At 65.9% G+C, this 19,628-nt stretch carries 17 protein-coding genes; 10 read left to right on the forward strand and 7 right to left on the reverse strand.

Annotation, left to right across the window (positions count from 1 at the left end; translation table 11 throughout):
• Positions 1-100: 100 nt before the first annotated feature.
• The 3 genes from ACSFC5_RS12325 to ACSFC5_RS12335 all read left to right on the forward strand — a co-directional run bounded on the left by ACSFC5_RS12325 (position 101) and on the right by ACSFC5_RS12335 (position 3,233).
• Entirely contained in the window at positions 101-1,390 is a 1,290-nt protein-coding gene (locus ACSFC5_RS12325) for an MFS transporter (protein ID WP_440765546.1), read from the forward strand.
• Between the two features lie 66 nt (positions 1,391-1,456).
• Positions 1,457-2,614: an epoxide hydrolase family protein gene (locus ACSFC5_RS12330; protein ID WP_440765547.1), complete on the forward strand. Its 1,158-nt coding sequence runs from the start codon at positions 1,457-1,459 to the stop codon at positions 2,612-2,614.
• 115 nt (positions 2,615-2,729) lie between these two features.
• On the forward strand, positions 2,730-3,233 hold the full coding sequence (locus ACSFC5_RS12335; RefSeq protein ID WP_440765548.1) for a DUF5797 family protein: 504 nt from the start codon (positions 2,730-2,732) through the stop codon (positions 3,231-3,233).
• A 60-nt stretch (positions 3,234-3,293) separates the two neighbouring features.
• Here the strand turns inward: ACSFC5_RS12335 and ACSFC5_RS12340 are convergent, their stop codons facing one another.
• On the reverse strand, positions 3,294-4,340 hold the full coding sequence (locus ACSFC5_RS12340) for a DUF5787 family protein (RefSeq protein WP_440765549.1): 1,047 nt from the start codon (positions 4,338-4,340) through the stop codon (positions 3,294-3,296).
• Positions 4,341-4,522: 182 nt separating this feature from the next.
• On the opposite strand from ACSFC5_RS12340, the gene ACSFC5_RS12345 reads away from it, so the two are divergent.
• Positions 4,523-4,951, forward strand: a complete 429-nt coding sequence (locus tag ACSFC5_RS12345; protein ID WP_440765550.1) for an RDD family protein — start codon at positions 4,523-4,525, stop codon at positions 4,949-4,951.
• A gap of 183 nt (positions 4,952-5,134) precedes the next feature.
• On the opposite strand, the gene ACSFC5_RS12350 is transcribed toward ACSFC5_RS12345, so the two are convergent.
• On the reverse strand, positions 5,135-5,572 hold the full coding sequence (locus ACSFC5_RS12350) for a bis(5'-nucleosyl)-tetraphosphatase (protein ID WP_440765551.1): 438 nt from the start codon (positions 5,570-5,572) through the stop codon (positions 5,135-5,137).
• Between the two features lie 111 nt (positions 5,573-5,683).
• On the opposite strand from ACSFC5_RS12350, the gene ACSFC5_RS12355 reads away from it, so the two are divergent.
• The 3 genes from ACSFC5_RS12355 (at position 5,684) to ACSFC5_RS12365 (ending at position 8,760) form a co-directional block, all read left to right on the forward strand.
• A complete protein-coding gene (locus ACSFC5_RS12355) occupies positions 5,684-6,019 on the forward strand; it encodes a 30S ribosomal protein S10 (RefSeq protein ID WP_440765552.1) in 336 nt (111 codons plus the stop codon).
• 68 nt (positions 6,020-6,087) lie between these two features.
• Positions 6,088-7,365, forward strand: a complete 1,278-nt coding sequence (locus tag ACSFC5_RS12360) for an amidohydrolase (RefSeq protein WP_440765553.1) — start codon at positions 6,088-6,090, stop codon at positions 7,363-7,365.
• Between the two features lie 147 nt (positions 7,366-7,512).
• Positions 7,513-8,760: a M48 family metallopeptidase gene (locus ACSFC5_RS12365; protein WP_440765554.1), complete on the forward strand. Its 1,248-nt coding sequence runs from the start codon at positions 7,513-7,515 to the stop codon at positions 8,758-8,760.
• Here ACSFC5_RS12365 and ACSFC5_RS12370 read toward each other — a convergent pair.
• Positions 8,754-9,611, reverse strand: a complete 858-nt coding sequence (locus ACSFC5_RS12370) for a DUF4397 domain-containing protein (protein WP_440765555.1) — start codon at positions 9,609-9,611, stop codon at positions 8,754-8,756. The genes ACSFC5_RS12365 and ACSFC5_RS12370 overlap by 7 nt on opposite strands.
• A gap of 472 nt (positions 9,612-10,083) precedes the next feature.
• A complete protein-coding gene (locus tag ACSFC5_RS12375) occupies positions 10,084-11,490 on the reverse strand; it encodes a geranylgeranyl reductase family protein (protein WP_440765556.1) in 1,407 nt (468 codons plus the stop codon).
• A gap of 213 nt (positions 11,491-11,703) precedes the next feature.
• On the opposite strand from ACSFC5_RS12375, the gene ACSFC5_RS12380 reads away from it, so the two are divergent.
• Positions 11,704-12,039 (forward strand): 2Fe-2S iron-sulfur cluster-binding protein, encoded by a 336-nt coding sequence (locus tag ACSFC5_RS12380; RefSeq protein ID WP_440765557.1) that lies wholly within the window; start codon positions 11,704-11,706, stop codon positions 12,037-12,039.
• Positions 12,040-12,045: 6 nt separating this feature from the next.
• On the opposite strand, the gene ACSFC5_RS12385 is transcribed toward ACSFC5_RS12380, so the two are convergent.
• On the reverse strand, positions 12,046-13,233 hold the full coding sequence (locus ACSFC5_RS12385) for an MBL fold metallo-hydrolase (RefSeq protein ID WP_440765558.1): 1,188 nt from the start codon (positions 13,231-13,233) through the stop codon (positions 12,046-12,048).
• Positions 13,234-13,321: 88 nt separating this feature from the next.
• Between ACSFC5_RS12385 and ACSFC5_RS12390 the strand changes: the two genes are divergently transcribed.
• Positions 13,322-13,954 (forward strand): rubrerythrin family protein, encoded by a 633-nt coding sequence (locus ACSFC5_RS12390; protein ID WP_440765559.1) that lies wholly within the window; start codon positions 13,322-13,324, stop codon positions 13,952-13,954.
• Between the two features lie 149 nt (positions 13,955-14,103).
• On the opposite strand, the gene ftsZ is transcribed toward ACSFC5_RS12390, so the two are convergent.
• Complete coding sequence (gene ftsZ / locus ACSFC5_RS12395) at positions 14,104-15,270, reverse strand: cell division protein FtsZ (RefSeq protein WP_440765560.1); 1,167 nt, start codon at positions 15,268-15,270, stop codon at positions 14,104-14,106.
• A 134-nt stretch (positions 15,271-15,404) separates the two neighbouring features.
• Entirely contained in the window at positions 15,405-16,793 is a 1,389-nt protein-coding gene (locus ACSFC5_RS12400; protein ID WP_440765561.1) for a D-aminoacyl-tRNA deacylase, read from the reverse strand.
• Between the two features lie 197 nt (positions 16,794-16,990).
• Here ACSFC5_RS12400 and ACSFC5_RS12405 point away from each other — a divergent pair, with 197 nt between their 5' ends.
• Positions 16,991-19,585, forward strand: coding sequence for a PAS domain S-box protein (locus ACSFC5_RS12405; RefSeq protein WP_440765562.1), 2,595 nt, complete (start codon positions 16,991-16,993; stop codon positions 19,583-19,585).
• Positions 19,586-19,628 lie beyond the last annotated feature (43 nt).

Consider the following 19,628-nt stretch of genomic DNA (forward strand, 5'->3'; position numbering starts at 1 on the left):
CTCGAGACGACGAGACGTATCGCCGACGAGTGCCGACGAACTGGGACGCAGATATTTCGATTCGAAAGGATAATCGGCCCGGCTATCGGAGATACGGCCGATGCGGGACCTCCCTCGCCGGATCGTCGCGCAGTTCGCCGTCGACCGACGAGTGCTCGCGCTGGCGTTCGCCCGGATGGCGGACGGCGTCGGCAACTCGTTTCTGATCATCGTCATCCCGCTGTACGTGGCGAGCGACATCGTCGGCGGGGCCACGTTCGGCCTCGAGGAGGCGATGGTCATCGGAATCATCCTCTCCCTGTTCGGGTTCCTGAACAGTAGCTTCCAGCCGTTTACCGGTCGCCTCTCCGATCGCGTGGGCCGTCGAAAGCCGTTCATCCTGATCGGACTCGGCGGACTCGCCGTGACGAACCTCTCGTACATCTTCGCGGAGTCGTACCTCTCGCTGCTGGTGATTCGCGGCCTCCAGGGCGTCAGCGTCTCCTTCATCGTCCCGGCGTCGATCGCGCTCGTCAACGAACTCGCGACGACGCAGGACCGGGGCGGCAACATGGGCGTCTACAACACGTTTCGACTGATCGGGTTCGGCGTCGGTCCCATCGCCGCCGGGGCGGTCGTCAACCTCGGACCGTACGCGATGCCGACGGGCCTGGAAGTCACCGGCTTCGACGCGGTCTTCTACATCGCGACGGTGACGGCGCTGATCAGCTACCTGCTCGTCACCGTCCTCATCTCCGACCCCGACGCGACGAAGGCGAACGCGGGCGCGGACCTCTCGATCGCGATCCGTGATCCGTCCGGCAAACACCTGCTCGACCCGATCTTCACCCTCGGCGTCGCCTCGCTGTTCATGGCGGCCGCGATCGCCCTGTTCGCGACGATTCAGCCCCAGGTCAACGCTCGCCTCGAGCAGGGATCGACCTGGTTCGGACTCCAGTTTGCAGCCTTTATCCTCGCGCAGGTCCTGTTGCAGACGCCGATCGGTCGGGCCAGCGACTACTACGGACGGCGGCCGTTCATCGTCGGCGGAATGCTCCTGTTGATCCCGACGACGCTCGTCCAGGGGTTTATTTTCTCCTCGGAACTCATGTTCGTCGCTCGCCTCGCACAGGGCATCGCGGGCGCGATGGTGTTCGCGCCGTCGCTCGCACTGGCGGGCGACCTCGCCGGCGAGGGTGAGTCGGGGTCGAAGCTCTCGATTCTGACGATGGCCTTCGGCTACGGGATCGCCATCGGCCCGCTCTCCTCGGGCGCGCTGGTCGGCTACGGCTTCTCCGTGCCGTTCGTCTTCGGCACCGTCCTCGCCGTCTTCGGCACGATTCTCGTCTACACGCAGATCGAGGAGACGCTCGAGACCACGCGGCCGATGCCGGTCGTCGGGAGCGATTGACCAAGCGAGAAGCGAGCGCCGACCGGAGCCCGTATCCCTTTGGCAGACGATACCGTACCGGATCGTATGACGACAGCCGACGAGTCGATCGAGCCCTTCGAACTGACGGTCGATCGGGACGCGATCGACGACCTTCGAGCGCGCCTCGAGCGGGCGCGCTGGCCCGACCAACTGCCGGACGCGGGGTGGGCGTACGGAACCGAGCGGGAGACGCTGCGGTCGCTCTGTGCGTACTGGCGCGAGGAGTTCGACTGGTCGGCCTTCGAGAAGCGCTGTAACGCGTTCGACCAGTACACGACCGTGGTCGACGGCCAGCAAATCCACTGCTATCACGTTCGGTCGCCCGAGCCGTCGGCGACTCCGCTCCTGTTGAGCCACGGCTGGCCCGGTTCCGTCGCGGAGTTCTTCGACGTTCTCGGCCCGCTAACCGATCCGGCCGCCCACGGCGGCGATCCCGACGACGCGTTCCACGTCGTCGCGCCCTCGCTGCCGGGGTTTGGCTTCTCCGGGCCGACCACCGAACCGGGCTGGGACGTCCCGCGGATGGCCGACGCCTTCGCGACGCTGATGGACCGCCTCGGCTACGATCGGTTCGTCGCGCAGGGCGGCGACTGGGGCGCGCTGATCACGGCGATTCTGGGGGCGACCTACCCCGACCGCGTCGACGCGATCCACACGAACATGCTCTTTCTGAGCCCCTCGTCGCTCGCAGCGCCGATGGAGATGCTGGACGAGCGGGGACGGGCCGACTACGAGGCGACGAAGGAGTTTCGAGAGACCGGATCCGGCTACCACGAGATTCAGGCGACGAAACCCCAGACGCTCGCCTACGGACTCACCGACTCGCCGGTCGGGCTCGCGGGCTGGCTCACGGAGAAGTTTCGCGCCTGGAGCGACTGCGACGGCGACCTCGAGTCCTCGTTCGATCGCGATCGGCTGCTCGACAACCTGAGCGTCTACTGGCTGACGGGGACGATCGGCTCCTCGATGCGCGTCTACTACGAGACCGACGTCGCGTCGGCGACGCCCGACTCGGTCGACGTGCCGACGGGCCACGCGCGTTACCCCGCGGAGATCCACAAGACGCCGCGCGTCTGGGCCGAGGCGGTCTACGACGTCGTTCACTGGTCCGAGATGCCCGCGGGCGGACACTTCGCGGCGATGGAAGTTCCAGAGCTGTTCGTCGAAGACGTGCGGACGTTCGTCCGTGAGGTCGACCTATAGCGACGATACCGGCATGTGACGCCGCGTCGAGGGTGTCCAGGCCACCGATCGCTCCGTCGGTTCGGGCAGCGTCGGGACGCAACGCAAAAGTAGCGGATGCGCATACGGTTCGACGATGACGCTCTCGGAGGAGGCCACAGAACGACTGGCGGACGTGGTGGAGCTACAGCCGACGAAGAACTCGGAGCTACAGGAGCGATGGGACATGGAGAGCGGCAGCGAAGTCCACCAGTACCTCGAGAACGAACTGGGCGACTACTACTTTCGGGACGACAACAGCCTAATCCGCGCGACGGCGGAGGCGAACGACCTCGTCGACGTCGAGCCCGGAATCGAGAGCGACCCCGAGGACGAGGGGGTCCCATCCCGGATCCGCGTGCCGGAACTCCACGCCCAGATCGTCGCGGTGCTGGCCGGTCCCGACGACGAGTCCGAGAGCGTGGTCTCGGTCCTGCACAGCCTCCGGGACGAGTTCGACGTCGATCCCGACTCCGAGGACGTCCGATCGGGGCTGCAGAGTCTCCGTCGCAAGGGCGTCGTCGAGGTCGAGTACCGCACCGTCCCCACGTTCCGACTGGCCGTCGAGCGCGATGACCTCGAGGTCAGCGTCGCCGACTGAGTGACGCGAAACTCCCGTCTCTGAGTGAGTATCGCGCGGTCGTGTTTGTTTTCGCGATAGCTACAGCCCGGGTCGCCGGCGGCGACGGCGATCCTCGAGCAGTTGCTGGCAGCGTTTCCCCGGCCCGCCTTCGATCGGCCACCCCCGGGTTCGCCAGACGGGCGGTTCCGGTTCGAACGCGGGACAGTTCCCGGAACACTCGGCGGCCGTCTGGCAGCGGCCCTTGTCGGCGCAGTGTGGTCGCAGTTGGCTGTCATCCGCCGCGCGCAACTCGAAGTGTCGACAGTCGGGCCGCATGGTGTCGACGAACGAGCGCCAGCCGCGCTCGTAGGCGCGCTCGGCGATCGCGAGGCGTTTGTCGGCCTTTCTCGCCTGATCGACGTACTCGAATCGTGCCGCCGAGCCGTCCCGCGTCCCGCCGTCGGGGCGCTCGAGAATCCGCGTCCCCGGCTCGTCGACCGCGAGCGATCTGGGGTACCACTCGACCTCGGCCGCGAGCGTTTCGGGCTCGAGCGTCAAAATACCCGCTTCGACCGGGAGTCGCTCGAACAGCGCGGGTTCGACCGCGTCGCCCGTCTCGCGCGTGGCGACCCAAACCTCGTCGGCCAGCCCCATCGCGACGTCGTACTCGAGCTGTGAACCCAGCGCGCGTGCGGCGCTCGCGTCGAGGTCTGGTTTGTTCTCGATGGCGACGAGTCGCTCGAGCCAGTCGGGATAGGGCCACTTCCGGCGAATCTCGATGCGGTTGCCGTTCTTCCTGGTCTCGAGGATGTCCCGGTCGTCGGCCTCGTGTATCGCCTCGCGAACGTACCGCCACGGGTAGCCGGGATGGGGCAGACAGTCGCGGTAGTAGGTCCACTCCGTGGGGGCGTTGCGGACGACGTGGAGGAGGTTGCCATCGAGCCGTTCCCGGCCGAAGTTCGCGCGCTCGCGGAGGGCCTCGGGGTCGCACTCGAGGACGATCGTGTCCCAGCGACGGCGTTTCGTCCCGAGTTGGCGAGCGACGAGGATCGCGCGGTCGTCGCTCGCAGCGTCGGGCGGCCAGACGCGTTCGGCCCACCGGCAGGTCCGCAACTCGAAGCCGAACTCGGCAGTGTGACGAGCCACACCTGCCGTTCGGAGCGGAGAACGAAAAGCGCTACCCGATCCGCTCGCGGTGCCGACTGCGATCGAGCGCGGTCCGGACTCGGACGAGCCCCGACGGAGATTCACGCCTCGGAGACACTCTTCTTCGAAAGACTGTATTCGCATAGCAACTCTTATGAAAATTGACTGTAATCGGAACGCGTGTGGAAAAACATCCCGCACCGCAACTCGGCACGAACGGCGACGTAATCGGTCAACGAATCCTCGCCTTCCTGCTCGATGGCCTCATTATGGGGCTGCTCGGGGGCGTCGTTATCGGACTCGGTGCCATCCTCGGTGACATCGCCTTTCTGTTCCTGTCGCTGATCAGTTTCGTCGGCGTCTTGGTCTACGCGTTCCTCCTCGAGGGACTCTACGGCTACACGCCCGGCAAGTACGTGCTCGGCTTGGTCGTCGTCAAGTCCGACGGTTCCGACTGCACGATCGGAGCGTCGATCCTGCGCAATCTGCTCTGGCTGATCGACAGCCTGCCGGCGTTCAATCTGGTCGCAATGGTACTGATACTGCTCACCGACGAGAACCAGCGCGTCGGGGACCTGGTGGCGGATACGATCGTCGTCAAACAGCGGTAATCGACTACGATCGGCGCGCCAACTACCGGTGGCACCTCGCGACAGGACGCGTGGCGCATCGAGCACACCTCCGAAACCGAACTCCCGCAACTCAGACGGGCACGAGACCGATCCTCGAACGGATTGGCGAGCACAAGGCTCAGACCGAACGGCGGACCGTCTCGATCGCGAGAATCGTGGCCCCTACTCCTCGTCTTCTTCCTCCCACTCGTCGAGGAACACGTGTGCGTCCTCTAAGATCTCCCGCGGCCCGTCCTGCGTGACGGTGTTGACCGCCTGCTCGTAATCGCGCCACTGGAGGTCGCGGTGTTCGTTCGAAAGTTCCGCGCTCGCCTCGAAGGACTTCGCAACGAAGAGGTGAACGGTCTTGTGGATCGTCGTACCGTTCGCCTCGAAGACGTAGTTGTAGTCCTTCCGGAAGCCGTCGAGTAGCCGGAACTGGTCGATACCTGCCTCTTCCTTTACTTCGCGGATCGCCGTCTGTTGTAGCTCTTCATCCCCTTCGACACCGCCCTTGGGGAACTCCCAATCGCCTGGGCGGCTCTTGAGTAGAAGATACTCGCGCCGGCCCCGCGTATCGCGGAAGAGGATCGCGCCTGCGCTCGTAGCTTCGACTGCCATTAACTTCGCTAACAGGTGCGACGTTAAGAGAATATCGGACTGTTCGTCCGCCGTAACGGAATCTCAGCAGGTTTTTACGCGCCGACCGTTCACGTTTGTACGATACCCCACATGACCTTCGTCACCCGTCTCACGCTCCAGAGCGGCGATCGAGCCGCGCTCGACGGCATCGTTGAGGACATCAAAACCTCCGCCGAACGCAAGGGGGCCGCGCTGAAGGGACCCCACTCGCATCCGCCGGAGAAATTCTCGGTTCCCCAGCGGTGTCGACTCCACGGCGACGACGACCGCCGCTTTTCCTCGTGGGAGTACACCGTCTTCACCCGCGAACTCGAGATTCACGGCCACGACAGTCTCGCGCGCAACATCGCCTCGCAGAACTTCCCCGATTCGGTCCACATCGAGGCCGAAGTCGAGCAGATTCACGGCGCGGGCCGCGGAAACTGAGCGATTCCCTCGCAGTTGTCGCCGTCGGTGGTCGGTAGCATTTTCAGCGCTCACGACGAGGAGACGGTATGAGCACGGACGATCTCGTTTCCCTTCGCCGAGACCTACACCGCAAACCCGAACCCGCGTGGTGCGAGTTTTACACCACTGCGCGAATCGTCGCGGAACTCGAGTCGCGCGTCGACCTCGACGAACTCCACGTCGGACCCGACGCCATCGCGGGCGACCACCGGATGGCCGTTCCCGACGAGGCCGAACTGGCCGTCTGGCTCGAGCGCGCTCGCGATGCGGGTGCCGACGAGGCCGTCCTCGAGCGACTCGAGGGCGGTCACACCGGCGCCGTCGCCGTCCTCGAGCGCGGCGAGGGGCCGACCGTCGGCCTGCGCGTCGACATCGACGCCCTGCCGCGAAAGGAAAGCGACGACCCCGACCACGTTCCCGCCGCGGAAGGATTTCGATCCGAACACGAGGGCGCGATGCACGCCTGCGGCCACGACGCCCACGCGACCATCGGCATCGGCGTCTTAGAGCGAATCGCCGAAAGCGACGACTTCGCCGGGACGCTGAAGGTGTTCTTCCAGCCCGCCGAAGAGGTCGTCGGCGGCGGGAAGTCGATGGCCGAAAGCGAGCACATCCGGGACGTCGACTCGCTGCTCGCGATCCACATCGGACTCGACCATCCGACCGGCGAGATCGTCGCCGGCATCGACGGCTTCCTCGCGGTCAAACACCTCGAGATCGAGTTTACGGGCGAGTCGGCCCACGCGGGCGGCCACCCCGAACAGGGTCGCAACGCGGTGCAGGCGATGGCGACGGCCGTCCAGAACCTTTACGGTATCCCGCGGCACAACGACGGCAAGACCCGGATCAACGCGGGCGTCGTCGACGGCGGCAGCGCCGCCAACATCATTCCGGACGAGGCGCGCATCCTCGCCGAGGTCCGGGGCGAGACGACCGAACTCATGAACTACATGGACCGGAAGGCCCGCCACATCGTCCGGAACGCCGCGAACATGCACGGCTGCGACGTCGAGTTCTCGACGGGTGCCGAAGCGCCGAGCGCGACGAGCGATCAGGAACTCGTCGATATCGTCGCCGACGTCGCGGGGCGGACCGAGGGCGTTTCGAGCGTCCTCGAGCGCGACGAACTCGGCGGCAGCGAGGACGCGACGTTCCTGATGCAGGCAGTGCAAGACAACGGCGGGACGGCCTGCTACGTCGGCATCGGGACCGACCATCCCGGCGGCCACCACAGCGCGACGTTCGATGTCGACGAGGCGAGCCTCGCCCACGGGATCGATGTCGTAAGCGGTGCGATCGAGCAGATCAGCCGCGAACAGGTCTGATCGTCGTCGCTGAGAAGGACGACCTGACAGCGAAAAGAACACTTATATTCGGGTGGCGACGTAATCGATACTCAACGTATCGGTCGGAATCGACCCGGCGTGTGGAGCCGCGTCGAATCGAGACAGACTGAATCGCTCGAGCACCCCATGCGAGGACTCTCTCACCGTCGCGTCCGCTTCGGGCTCTGGGTTCGAATGGTCGCCGCGAGTGCGTTCTTGCTCACCGCGTTACTGGTACTGCTGGTCGCCGAATTCCTGTTTGTCTCGCTTCTCGGCGCACTGGTCTACTGGGTTGCCCTCGGAACGCTTTTTCCCGTCCTCGCGTCCGTACCGACGATCGCGGCCGTCGTCGGCCTCGGCTGCTATCTCGTGGTGGCCATCGCGGGCTACCAATCCGTTCGGGTCGCTCGGACGGACGACCTCGAGTACGACCCCAATGTGATCGCCTCGGAGGTGGGAGCGGCGCTCGAGTCCGGTCGGCGACGGGCGGGCCGGCGAGGAACCGTCGCCATCGTGGGTGGCCTGCTCGCGCTCGTCGTCGCGAGCCGCTGGCCCATCGGGCTGCTGGGCGTCGAACTGTTCTTCGCCCCTCTCCCGGCCCTTGCGGCCCTGCTCGTCGTCGGCTCGCACTTCGTCCACACCGTCCGCGTCGAACTCTCTGATGATGTCGCCGTCCTGCGAACGCTCGACGACTCCGTGCATCTCTCGACCGACCTCGAGCGCGATCCCGAGCTCGAGGCCATCCGCCGGCGCGTCGATCGACTGGCTCAGCAGGCCGGCGTCCCGACGCCGACCGTGAAAATCGCTGTGACGCGGACGCCGACGGCGCTTACGGTCGGCTACCGTCCCGCGGCGTCGACGGTCGTCCTCTCGCGCGGGCTGGTCAAAGAGCTCGACGACCGGGAACTCGAGGCGGTGTTGGCCCACGAACTCGCCCACGTCGCGAACCGCGACGCGGCTGTCATGTCGGTGATGACGATTCCGGCGGCGAAAGCCGAAGCGTTCCTCGAGCGATACGACGGGGTCGGCTACCTGGGACTGCTGGCGCTGCTGCTGCAGGCGCTCTCGCGGTGGTGTGTCATCGCCGTCGCTCGCTATCGCGAGTACGTCGCCGACGACGGAGCCGTCGCCATCACGGGTGAGGCGTCGACCCTCGCGAGCGCACTCGAGACGCTCGATCGGTCGGTCGCGCGACGGCCCACGACCGATCTGCGCCGCCATCGGACCGCGGCCGCGTTCTCGATCGTGCCGCCGCCGTGGGAGGAACATCGGTTTTTCGACCGCTCGAGGCGATTCGTGGCTCGGCGGCTGCTCGGAACGCATCCCCCAACAAAAAAGCGGATCGAACGGCTGCGATTCGAGACGCCGGATTCGGCGGCGACCGGCGATCAGTAGCCGTCGTCTTCGTCGTCGTGGTCGTCCTCGTCGTCCATGTCGTCGTGGTACTCGTAGTCGACGACGACCTCGAGGTCGAAGGGTTCGTCAGCGGGGGCCGCGTCGGGCTCGAGGTAGCCGACCGCGAACGCGGAGTAGACCGTCCCGGCCGTGGGTTCGACGTCGAACGTCGCGACGACGTCGCCGTCGTTGTCCTCGGTCGCGGGGCGGACTTCGAGCGTGTACGCGTCAGGGGCAACCTCGACGGCCGCGGCGTCGCCGAAGGCGGCGTCCTCGACCAGTACCGTCTCGCCGTCGCCCACCGTCACGTCGACGGCTGGCGCGTCGGGCGAGGCGTGGACGAGGCGGATCCGGGCGTCCTCGCCGGGATCGCTCAGGTCGTCCTCGAAGACGGCCGGCGCGAACGGCTGGTTCTCCTCGGCCAGTTCGCCGAGGGCGGCGATCGTGTAGTCGCCGTCGCCGACCTCGACTTCGTCGTCGAAGACGACGGTATCGGCGTCGCCCGCGGCCGTGATCATCACGTCGTAGGTCTCGGGCGGGAGCTCGAGGTAGTCGCTGACCGCGCGGTAGGGAACGTCCTCGAGGACGGCGTCGCCGTCGACAAAGACGTCGACGTTCGGCGCGTCGGGCGAGAGGTGGGCGACGCGGACGCCGGCGTCGTCGTCCATCTCGTCGTCCATCCCGTCGTCGTTCATCCCGTCGTCGTTCATCCCGTCGTCGTTCATCTCGTCGTCGTCCGCTGCGTCGTCGTCCGCTGCGTCGTCGTCGCCGCCTAAGCAACCCGCAACTGCGATGACCCCGGTCGTGCCGATCAGTGACAGTGCACGTCGGCGTGTGTGGTTTTCTACCATCAACAAGACATAACCGGCCGACAGGAATATCCGAAGCTCCTAACTAAGTAGGTTTTCGGCCAGACTATATTTATGTCATGAACTGAGTTAGATCGTCGAGAGCCCCCTCCGTCGGCCAGGGAGATGCACAGTTGTTCGACGTTTACTGGCCAGGAGCGGATTCCGAGCATCGCGAGGAATCCGCGACTCGGGGAAAGGCAGGCGGTTCGCCGAAACTCACCGTGAGCGAACCCGAAGGGTGAGCGAGCGGGCCGACGACTGACCCGGAACGAAGTGAAGGGGAAGGAGGAGTGCTTTTCATCAACGCTAAGCGGGATCTTCGATCCCGCGAGGTCCGAGAGAGTGGTTCGAGAGACGCCATAGGCGTCTCTCGTCATGACGAAAGAGCTCCGCTCTTTCGAACCACTTTGCTCTCTCGAGATTTTGCCGAGTGCGGTCGCTTCGCGACCGCACGCAGAGCAAAAGTTTGGCTCTAGTACTTCGGGTCCGCCCCGGTCGTCTCGTACACCTGCTCCATCAACTCGTCGCGGCGGTCCTGCCAGCCCGCGAGCCCCTCGGGAGTGGTCGGGTACTGCTCGTAGTGAGCCAGTAGGTCGTCGGCACAGCGTTTGGTCTGGTAGAGGTTCCAGATGGTGCCCCAGTGACCGCGGCTCTTGAGCAGGGCCTCGAGTTTGAGCTTCAGGCCGATATCCGTACTGCCGGAGTAGAGCGCCTCGGCGAGTTTGTCGCCCGGCATCGCGGCCAGCAGCCCCATCAGATCGTCGACGTCGATAGCCGTCGAGAGGATGTTGTAGACGTCGAGCGCGGCGTAGCGCGCGCCGAAGTGCTCCATGACGCGCTCGTTGTACTCCCAGAAGGTCGCCTCGCTGAAGTCGCCGGTCTCGAGCGCTTCGATCGCCTGATCGGCGGCGTACTTGCCGCCGTAGGCCGCGCCGGCGATGCCGCCGCCGGTGGTGGGGTTGACGTGGCCCGCGGCGTCGCCGACGGCCATGTAGCCGGGGTGGACGGCCGAGTCGTAGGGTCGACGGGTCGGAAGGGCGGCCCCGAGTTTGTCCTCGACTTTCGCGCCGTCGAACTCCGCGCGGTTCTCGAGGTCCTTCTTGAGGTCCGCGACGAGCTTCATGGGTTCCTCGGTCATCTGGAAGCCCAGCCCGGCGTTGATCTCGGTGTCCGTCCGCGGGAAGTACCAGAGGTAGCCCGCGGCGCGCTCGGTCGGCTTGAACACGAGCGCGTCGTCCCACTCGACCGGCTCCTCGACGCGGACGATCTCGCGGTAGGCCGAACAGAAGTGCGAGTAGTTGACGTTGGTATCGAACGTCGAGTCGGAAAAGTCGACGTTGTCCTGTAACACCGACAGCGAACCGGCCGCGTCGATGACGATATCGGCCTCGTACGTCACTGGGTCGCCCTTGCGGATCGTGTCGACGCCCGTCACGCGACCGTCGTCGGCCTGCCTGACGTTCTTTACGACGGTGTCGTACTGGAACTCGACGCCCGTCTCTTCGGCTCCCTCGATGATGCGTCGGCCGTACTCCCAGCGGTCGATGACGGCCAGTTCGCCGGGAACGGGGATCTCGAGGACGGTGTCCTCCTGGGGAATCTCGAAGCGACCGTGGTCGACGCCGGTGTTCGTAAAGGCGGGTTCGAGTTTCGACTTCGGGATCGCCTCGGGGAACGCGTCCGCACCCTTCAGTGCGTCCCCGCAGGCGATGTGGCCCGCCTCTGTCTCCGTTTTTCGCTCGAGAACGACGACGTCGTAGCCCTCGCGTGCGACGGTCGCTGCGGCGTAACATCCTGCAGTCCCGGCACCGACGACGACCACGTCCGGCGAGCGGGTCTCGGACGCGGCGGTGGCGGCGGACTGCTCCTGCGTGCTCATACCAACAGTGTCCACACCACGGGAAGAAAACGTTTTATGTGTCACTTGTCGGATCGGCGAGTTCGACGGCGCTCGCGTCGGTCGATCTAGGGACGAACCGCGCGTCGAGATGAATACAGCCACGCGAACAGAGACGGACGACCGATATTCGTTGTATCGAATACGACAGATAGTCGATAAAGAGTTTTAGTGGGGTCTTTCGTAGCAGCCTGTATGACAGAGTACACGATCGAGTTCGTCGGGACCGGCGAGACGATCACCTGCACGGACAAGCAGACGATTCTCAGTCGCTGTCTCGAGGAGGGTATCGCTCAGGAGTACTCCTGCCGCGTCGGGATGTGTCTGGCCTGTTCGGCCGAGATTCTCGAGGGCGAGGTTACCCAGCCCGCGGCCCGGGGCCTGACGGAAGAAGAGGCCGAGAACTACGCCCTCACCTGCATGGCGCGCCCGCAGTCGGACCTGAAACTCGACCGAGGCAAGTACCCGCCGAGCATCGAGGGCGACCTCGAGGCCGGTGGCACAAACGACGGTGCGGTCGCCGACGACTGAGAGCCGTTACGCTCCAACCGCACAGTTGTTCGGCCCGAGTTCGAGTTCAAACGCCGTTTCTTCGTCGATATCCTCGAGTCCGAGATTCGCCGCCACGATGCGCTCGTGGTTGGCCGGTCGTGTCGGGAGGTCACTCGTCGCGTGAGCGACGAACTCGTCTTCGTCCATCGAAAGCGCCGCGAGCCGATCGCGCATGGCCTCGAGTCGGGTAGCGTACGTCCTGTCAGCCCGCGGTTCGGCGGCGTCGCTGTAGTGACCCGGTGCGATCGTCGTCTCGTCCGACTGCACGAGGACGCGCTCTCGAACGCTCTCGTACAACCGTCGAGCGGCAGCGGCCGCCCCCTCGGCCCCGCCTTCGAGATCCGGCCGGCCGACGCCCTCGAGAAACAGCGTGTCGCCGGTGAATAGGATACCGGAATCACCGCTCTCGAGACGAACGGAGATCGATTCGGTCGTGTGACCCGGCGTCGCCATCGCGGTCAGCGTCGCGTCCCCGACGCGAAGTCCGTCGCCGTCTTCGAGGGTCGTCGCGTCGAACGCCAACCCGCGATCCGTCGCCCCCGCCGGGACGACCGCGGCCGCACCGGTTCGTTCCGCAAGCGTGCGGATGCCGCTGACGTGATCCGCGTGGACGTGCGTGTCGATGGCGTACCGGATCTCCGCGTCCCGCTCGTCGGCAGCGGCGACGTACCGGTCGGCGAACGCTCGAAGCGGATCGATCACCGCCGCCTCGCCGTCGCTGTAGATCGCGTAGGCGAGACAGCCGCTCGAGGGCCGATCGTACTGAACGATCGTCGCGGGCGCGTCGACGTCGAGTTCGCGGGCCGCGTACAGGTCTGCCCAGGCGTCCATCCCGCCGGCGAGGTTACACGCGTCGATGCCCGCCTCACGAAGGAGGCCGACGGCGTGAGCGCTCGCCTCCCCGTGACCACAGACCGCGACGATCGGTTCCTCGAGATCGGCCGCGAGGTCGGTCACGTCGCCGGTGGCCTGGGCCTGAACGAACTTCATGTGCGGAATCTGAACGGCCTCGACTCCGTCGCCTGCGAGGTGCCACCGCTCGAACTCGTCACGGTCGCGGACGTCGAGGACGGTCGTGGTATCGTCGGATCGAAGGCGGTCGGCCAGCGTGTCGGGAGCGATCGAGGGCGTTTCGTCGGTCGGTCGCTCGTCGGCGTCGCTCCGGTCGGTCATGGCAATCGATACGCGTTCTCGGCGGTTAAAGTCGTGGCCGAGCCGGACTGTCACCAACGTTCAACACGCTTCGCGGTGTTGTCTCGGTATGGACGCCGCTGAATTCCAGGACTCGGTCGAAGAATCGATGTCCGACGAACTCGAGCGACTCGGATCGTCGAAACTCCTCGTCGCGCTCACCGACGCGGACCTGACCGAGGAGACGGTCCTTCGGACGGTCGCGGACAGCGAACGCGCTGCGATGGAGACCGTCGAGTCGTGGGCTGACGACGAAGAACACACGGACGCACGGGATGCTTTCGCCGAATTTTGCGAGCAAGAGCGCGAGCACTACGATCGAGTGATGACCTTCCTCGACGGCGAGTACGACGCCGAGGCGGACGCCAGCGAACTGCACGACCGGCTTCGATCGCTCGAGACGACGGCGGCCCGCCTCGGCGGGCTCGTCGGTCGATCGCTGGTCGGCGAACGGACGCACCTGCAGGTCGTGAGCTTCTTCGTCAACGAAGGAGACGAGCGGCGCGCCGACGTGTTCCGAGAACTGCGGACCGAAACCGCGGCTCAAGGTGATCGGTCAGCCGAACTGCTCGAGACGGTCTGTGAGGGGAGCGAGGACTGGAATCGCGCACGGACGGCCGCCGAGGAAGCCATCGACGCCGCCTACGATGCGTACGCAGGGTCGCTGAACGATCTCGGCCTCGATCCGAAGCCAATCTGTTGAAACAGGCCGAGCAGAGGGGGGTGTCGGCTCGAAACCGGCAACCGGGGTGCCGATTCCGACGTGTGGTACGGAGAAACGAACAGCAACGAGATGGGACTCGAATCGCCGACGCGCAGTCGCTCGGGTTCCGCGTTCGCTCCCGATTTCGATCAGTCGACGAAGTCGATGTCTTCGCCCTGTGCGGGCGCTTCGGGCTGGACGGCCTCGCCGTCGGGCTTGCCGTAGATCTGCGGCGACTCGACGCCGGTGACGACGATCATCGTTCGCATGCTGCCCTCGAGACTCTCGTCGATCGAGGTTCCCCAGATGATGCGCGCGTCGGGATCGATCCGGTCGTAGATCTCCTCGACGACGCCCTCGGCCTCCTCGATGGCCATGTCGTTCCCGCCGGTGACGTTGACGAGGGCGGAACTCGCCCCCGAGATGTCGACGTCGAGCAGCGGCGACCGCAGCGCAGTCTTGACCGAGTCCTGGGCTTTCGCTTCGGAGTCCGATTCCCCGAGACCGATCATCGCGACGCCGCCGCGCTCCATGACGGTGCGGACGTCGGCGAAGTCGAGGTTGACAAGGCCGGGTTTCGTGATCAGTTCCGTGATGCCCTTGACCGAGCGCATCAGGACCTCGTCGCTCACCTTGAACGCCTGCCGGACGGGCAGTTTGCCCACGGAGTCGAGCAGCCGGTCGTTCGGAACGACGATGACGGTGTCCGAAACGTCACGCAGGCGCTCGAGGCCGGCTTCCGCGTTCGTGCGCCGAACCTCTCCCTCCGCGGTAAAGGGCGTCGTGACGATCGAAATCGTCAGTGCGCCGGCCTCGCGGGCCGCTTTCGCGACGACGGGTGCGGAACCGGTTCCGGTGCCGCCGCCGAGACCGGCCGTAACGAAGACCATATCGGAGCCGTCGATGGCGTCGTAGATGTCCTGCTGACTCTCGAGGGCGGCCTCCTCGCCGACCTGGGGGAGCGAGCCGGCGCCGCGGCCGCTGGTCTTCTGTTTCCCCATCAGGATCTTGGTGTCGGCCTCGATCTCGACGAGGTGTTGGACGTCGGTGTTCGCAGCGACGAGTTTCGCGCCGTGAATCCCCTCCTCGTGCATTCGGTTGATGGTGTTTCCGCCGGCACCGCCGCAGCCGACGACGGTGATGTCGGTCTGGAGGTCCTGTAGGACGTCCTCCAGTTCGTCGTCGGTCATCGTTCCGGTCTGGTTCGGTTCGTCTCCGGTCGGCGACTGCCCGTCCTGCGGTGGGGCATCGTCGGGGGCGCCTCCCGACTCCCCGTTTTCAGCCTCGTCGATGGCGTCGTCGATGATGGAGTCCATTCTTGGCCCAGTCTAGAAGATGGAGCATAATTACCTTTCCCCTACACGTCAGACGTGTGTCTGACATCGTATCGAGAGATTACTGACCGTCTACTGACGGCTCAAACGCCGATACCGGACCTGATATGCGGCCATTACCGCTCGTTTCGGTCCGATTGTATCCGGAACTGTTCAGTCTCTCTCGAGCGAACTCTCTCGGGACTGATGGGTTCGCCGTCGACGGTGACCGATTCGCCGCTCGCGAGCGCGCCGAACTTCGGTCCCTCCGGAACGCCGGCCTCGAGGGCCAGCGCCGGGTCGAAGGCGCTTCGTTCTGCGATCACGGCATCATCCTCGCGCGTCACTGAGTCGTACTTCTCCTCGAGGACGGACACCAGTTCGACGACGATCGTCTCGCGCGCGCCCCTCGAATCGGGGGTCGAGTCGTCGGCCGAATCGTTAGCGCCGACGTCGGGTACCGCGACTCGAGCGCCGACGCGACTACCGGCGTTTTCGGTCGTGAAGGCGACCACGTTCGTCTCGACGATTGCCCGCACGCGGTCGGGATCGATCCCCTCCGCAGCGCCGACCAGTTCGGCCGGGAGGTCGACGACGGTGAACGCGGCGTCCCGGCGATCGCCGAACCGGATCCCGTCCTCGACGCTTCCGAGTGCCGACTCGACGTCGGCGACCAGGTCGAGCGAGCGGTCGCCGACCTCGCGCAGCCAGGTCTCGGTCACGAGCCGGCAGTCCAGTTCCGCGAGCGTCTCCTCGAGCACCGGCCACTCGCCGTCGATCACGGCGACGTCAGTTCCGCTGGCCTCGAACGCAGCTTCGAGGACGTCCCGATGGGCGCTCGGGTGGCCCATCGCCTCGAGCGCCCAGTCGGCCGCGACGTGGCCGACGGCCCACGGTGTCTCGCGGACGATGCGCTCGAATCGCGGGACGTAGTGGTTGCCGCCGAAGCCGACAAGCTGCCTATTCCGGTGCGGTTCGACCCCCCGAAGCTCGAGGATCGCACGGGCGACGGCGGCCGCGCCCTCGGGGTCGTCCCACTGCTCGTCGTCGCTGCCGAGTTCGGCGAACAACGACGGACAGCCGACGTCGGTGGGGCCGTGGTGAGTACACTCCAGCCCGACGTCGTAGCCGTCCGGTGCGTGGTCGTCGAACGCCTCGAGCAGGCGTGCGAGCGCGTTCGGGGCCGCCTCGGCGACGGCGTCGTCCGCGCCGCCGAACTCGGCCGGACCGAAGTTCCCCGTGACGTGGCCCGTCAGCAGCGGCCCCGTGTCGCCGGAGTGGCGCGAGGCGAAGACGAGCAGGTCGGGGTCGCAGTCGAAGGCGTCGGCGGGGCGCTCGAGTTCGAGGTGGAGCGCCTCGAAGGAGCGCAGTTCGACGCCGTCGAGTCGGTAGTAGGTGCCGCCGCCGTCGGCGTCGGGCTGGGAGTCGTCGGTCGCGGTTTCCCAATCGGCGAGTTCGCGGAGTCGGTCGCAGACGTGGACCGACGCGCGATCGGCCCGACTCTCGACGATAGCGAGATCAGTCATACTCGAGTAGGCGAACCGGGGGCCGGTAACGTCGTCGGTTTTCGATCGCTGTTCGCCGGCATTCCCGGTTGCTACCGCCGCTGGGGCATAAAGCCGTGGCGATGGCTACCATCGGTTTTTCCCGTTCGGGAATGGTCGTTGGCAACCTGCATTACCGTTGCTGATGGTTGGCGGTCCCCGGCCGCGTACACCTACCTATGACTGATTTCCCGTCTAAGTGTGACGACTCAGCGACCGATTCCTCGCCGGAGAGTGACGAATCGGCGAGCGAGTCGCCGTCAGAGACCGACGACGGCCCGGACGACGCCGATCCGACGGACGACCCCGATCCGACGGACGACGCCGAGTTTCCGGACGGGATCAGCCTCGACGTTCGTCAGCTGACCGACCTCGTCAGCGACCACGCCGTCTGGTTGCTCGAGGCCGACGGTCGCGTCGCCACGTGGAACGAACGGGCGGCGGCGCTGACGGGACACGACGAGGGCGAAATCGTCGGAACGCGGTATCGGATCTTCTTCCCGCCGGAGAGCCGCGAAACCGGACGGCCGGAGCAGCTCCTCGAGCGGGCTCGTATCGAGGGACGAGCCGAAGACGACGGCTGGCGACTCCGGAGCGACGGGGATCGACGCTGGGTCCACGAGGTCGTCGCTCCGATTCGAGACGACGACGGGGATGGAAACGGAGAGACAGCGACCGATCGGAGACGCGAGGGTGCGTCGACCGTGCGCATCGGTGTGGGGAACGGCGAGGGGAGCGGCCACCTGCTGGGCTACGCGGTACTCGTCCACGATCGGACGACCGAGTACGAACGGGAACGAGAGATTCGGGAGGAAAAAGCGTTCACGCAGAGCGTCTTCGAGGCCCAGCCCGACATCGTCTACGCGTTCGACGTCGACGGGAACTACGTCGAGTGGAACGATCGAGTGCCGGAGGTGACGGGGTACGACGAGGCGGAACTCGCCGACATGGCGCCCCTCGAGTTCGTCGCGCCCGAGCACCGAGAACGGATCGCCGACGCGATCACGCGCGTTCTCGAGGAGGACACCCACGTCACCGCCGAAGCGGATCTGCTGACGAAAGACGGCACCCGAATCCCCTACGAGTTCAACAGCGCGCGGATCACCGACGAAACCGGAACCGTCCTCGGCTTTACCGGTATCGGCCGAGACGTGAGCGATCGCAAGGCTCGCGAGCGAGAACTGCGCGAGGAAAAAGCGCTCACGGAGAGCGTCTTCGAGGCCCAGCCGGATCTCCTCTACGCCTACGATACCGACCACGGCCTGATCCACTGGAACGACCGGTTCGAGCAACTCACCGGCTACGACACCGACGAACTCGAGGGAATGAACCCCCTCGAGTTCATCGCGCCGCCGGACCGAGAGCACATCGAGCGGGCGATCGAACGGATCATGGAAGACGGCGAGCGCGTCACCGCCGAGGGACGCGTGCTGACGAAGGACGGAACGCACGTTCCGTACGAGTTCAACAGCGCGCGGATCACCGACGAAACCGGGACCGTCCTCGGCTTTACCGGCGTCGGTCGGGACATCACCGACCGAAAGGCCCGGGAACGAGAACTCGAGCGCCTCGAGCGACTCAACGCGACGATTCGAACGATCGACGAGACGATGGTCGCGGCGGAGACCCGCGACGAAATCGAGTCGGCGATCGTCGAGGCGTTCGCCGCCGCCGACGCCTACCAGTTCGCCGCCATCGGCCGGGTCGACACCGGCGTGGCGCCCGATCGGCTTCCGTGGGAGCCACAAGCGCGGGCCGGAATCGATGCGGACGGCGTCGAGAACGTCCGCTCGTCGTTCGTCGACCCGGCCAACGATCCGGGCGAATCGCCGTTCGAGACGGGAGTCGTCCGGTGCTATCGACACCTTCGCGAGAGCGACGTCGACGAGCGGCGAGCCGACGCTCGAGATCGCGATTACGGTTCGGTGGCCGTCGTCCCGATCGTCGCGAGCGGGCGCGCGTACGGCCTGCTCGTCGTCGCGGCCCGCGAATCAGCCGCGTTCGCCGACCGCGAGCGGGAAGTTCTCCAGGAGTTCGGCGGCACGATTGGGCACGCGATCAACGCGATGGCCGTCCGTCGGCTCCTCTATTTGGATACGGTCGTCGAACTCGAGTTCGAGTCGACCGACCGACAGGACGTCTGTATCGACCTCTCGGCTCGAACCGGCTGTCGCCTCTCCCTCGAGCACGTGTTGCCGCTGACCGACGAGCGGTACGTCTACTACGTCACGGTCGGCGACGCCGACCCGGAACGGATCCGCTCGATCGCCGGCGATCGCGGGTCGATCAGCGAGGTCCGACGCATCGATACCACCGGCGACGACAGCCACTGGGAGTTCGTCGTTCAGGGTCCGACGATCACCGGCTTGCTCGCGGATTACGGCGCCCGAATGCGCTCGGAAGTCGTCGAAGATGGCGTCGCGAGTTGCGTCGTCCAGGTCAGTCCGGACGTCGAGGTTCGCGACGTCGTCGAGGCGGTGACGTCGGCCTACCCCGAGATGCGACTCGTCTCGAAGCGCACGGACGAGCAGGCGGTCGAGCCCCGCGGCGACTTCCGCAGACGGCTCGAGCGCGAGTTGACGACGAAACAGCGAACCGCGCTCGAGGCGGCCTACTACGGCGGCTACTTCGAATGGCCGACGCGAAACAGCGATGCGAGCGAGATCGCCGACCGACTCGGTATCGCTCGGCAGACGTTCCACCAGCATCTCCGGGTCGCACAGGAGAAACTCCTCACGGCGTATCTCGACTCCGGCGAGACGAGCGACGGCTGACTGTCACGATTCGCTAGCGTTATCTCCCGGTCATACCAGAGCA

The organism is Natronorubrum marinum, from assembly GCF_052040125.1.
Lineage (GTDB): Archaea > Halobacteriota > Halobacteria > Halobacteriales > Natrialbaceae > Natronorubrum.

Excerpts from the sequence above, each read along its gene's own strand:
- ACSFC5_RS12355 (WP_440765552.1), top strand. The coding sequence starts at position 5,684 with ATGACCTTCGTCACCCGTCTCACGCTCCAGAGCGGCGATCGAGCCGCG.
- ACSFC5_RS12380 (WP_440765557.1), top strand. The coding sequence starts at position 11,704 with ATGACAGAGTACACGATCGAGTTCGTCGGGACCGGCGAGACGATCACC.
- ACSFC5_RS12370 (WP_440765555.1), bottom strand. The coding sequence starts at position 9,611 with ATGGTAGAAAACCACACACGCCGACGTGCACTGTCACTGATCGGCACG.
- ACSFC5_RS12335 (WP_440765548.1), top strand. The coding sequence starts at position 2,730 with ATGACGCTCTCGGAGGAGGCCACAGAACGACTGGCGGACGTGGTGGAG.
- ACSFC5_RS12375 (WP_440765556.1), bottom strand. The coding sequence starts at position 11,490 with ATGAGCACGCAGGAGCAGTCCGCCGCCACCGCCGCGTCCGAGACCCGC.
- ACSFC5_RS12400 (WP_440765561.1), bottom strand. The coding sequence starts at position 16,793 with ATGACTGATCTCGCTATCGTCGAGAGTCGGGCCGATCGCGCGTCGGTC.
- ACSFC5_RS12360 (WP_440765553.1), top strand. The coding sequence starts at position 6,088 with ATGAGCACGGACGATCTCGTTTCCCTTCGCCGAGACCTACACCGCAAA.
- ACSFC5_RS12405 (WP_440765562.1), top strand. The coding sequence starts at position 16,991 with ATGACTGATTTCCCGTCTAAGTGTGACGACTCAGCGACCGATTCCTCG.
- ACSFC5_RS12350 (WP_440765551.1), bottom strand. The coding sequence starts at position 5,572 with ATGGCAGTCGAAGCTACGAGCGCAGGCGCGATCCTCTTCCGCGATACG.
- ACSFC5_RS12365 (WP_440765554.1), top strand. The coding sequence starts at position 7,513 with ATGCGAGGACTCTCTCACCGTCGCGTCCGCTTCGGGCTCTGGGTTCGA.
- ACSFC5_RS12385 (WP_440765558.1), bottom strand. The coding sequence starts at position 13,233 with ATGACCGACCGGAGCGACGCCGACGAGCGACCGACCGACGAAACGCCC.
- ftsZ (WP_440765560.1), bottom strand. The coding sequence starts at position 15,270 with ATGGACTCCATCATCGACGACGCCATCGACGAGGCTGAAAACGGGGAG.
- ACSFC5_RS12390 (WP_440765559.1), top strand. The coding sequence starts at position 13,322 with ATGGACGCCGCTGAATTCCAGGACTCGGTCGAAGAATCGATGTCCGAC.
- ACSFC5_RS12330 (WP_440765547.1), top strand. The coding sequence starts at position 1,457 with ATGACGACAGCCGACGAGTCGATCGAGCCCTTCGAACTGACGGTCGAT.
- ACSFC5_RS12325 (WP_440765546.1), top strand. The coding sequence starts at position 101 with ATGCGGGACCTCCCTCGCCGGATCGTCGCGCAGTTCGCCGTCGACCGA.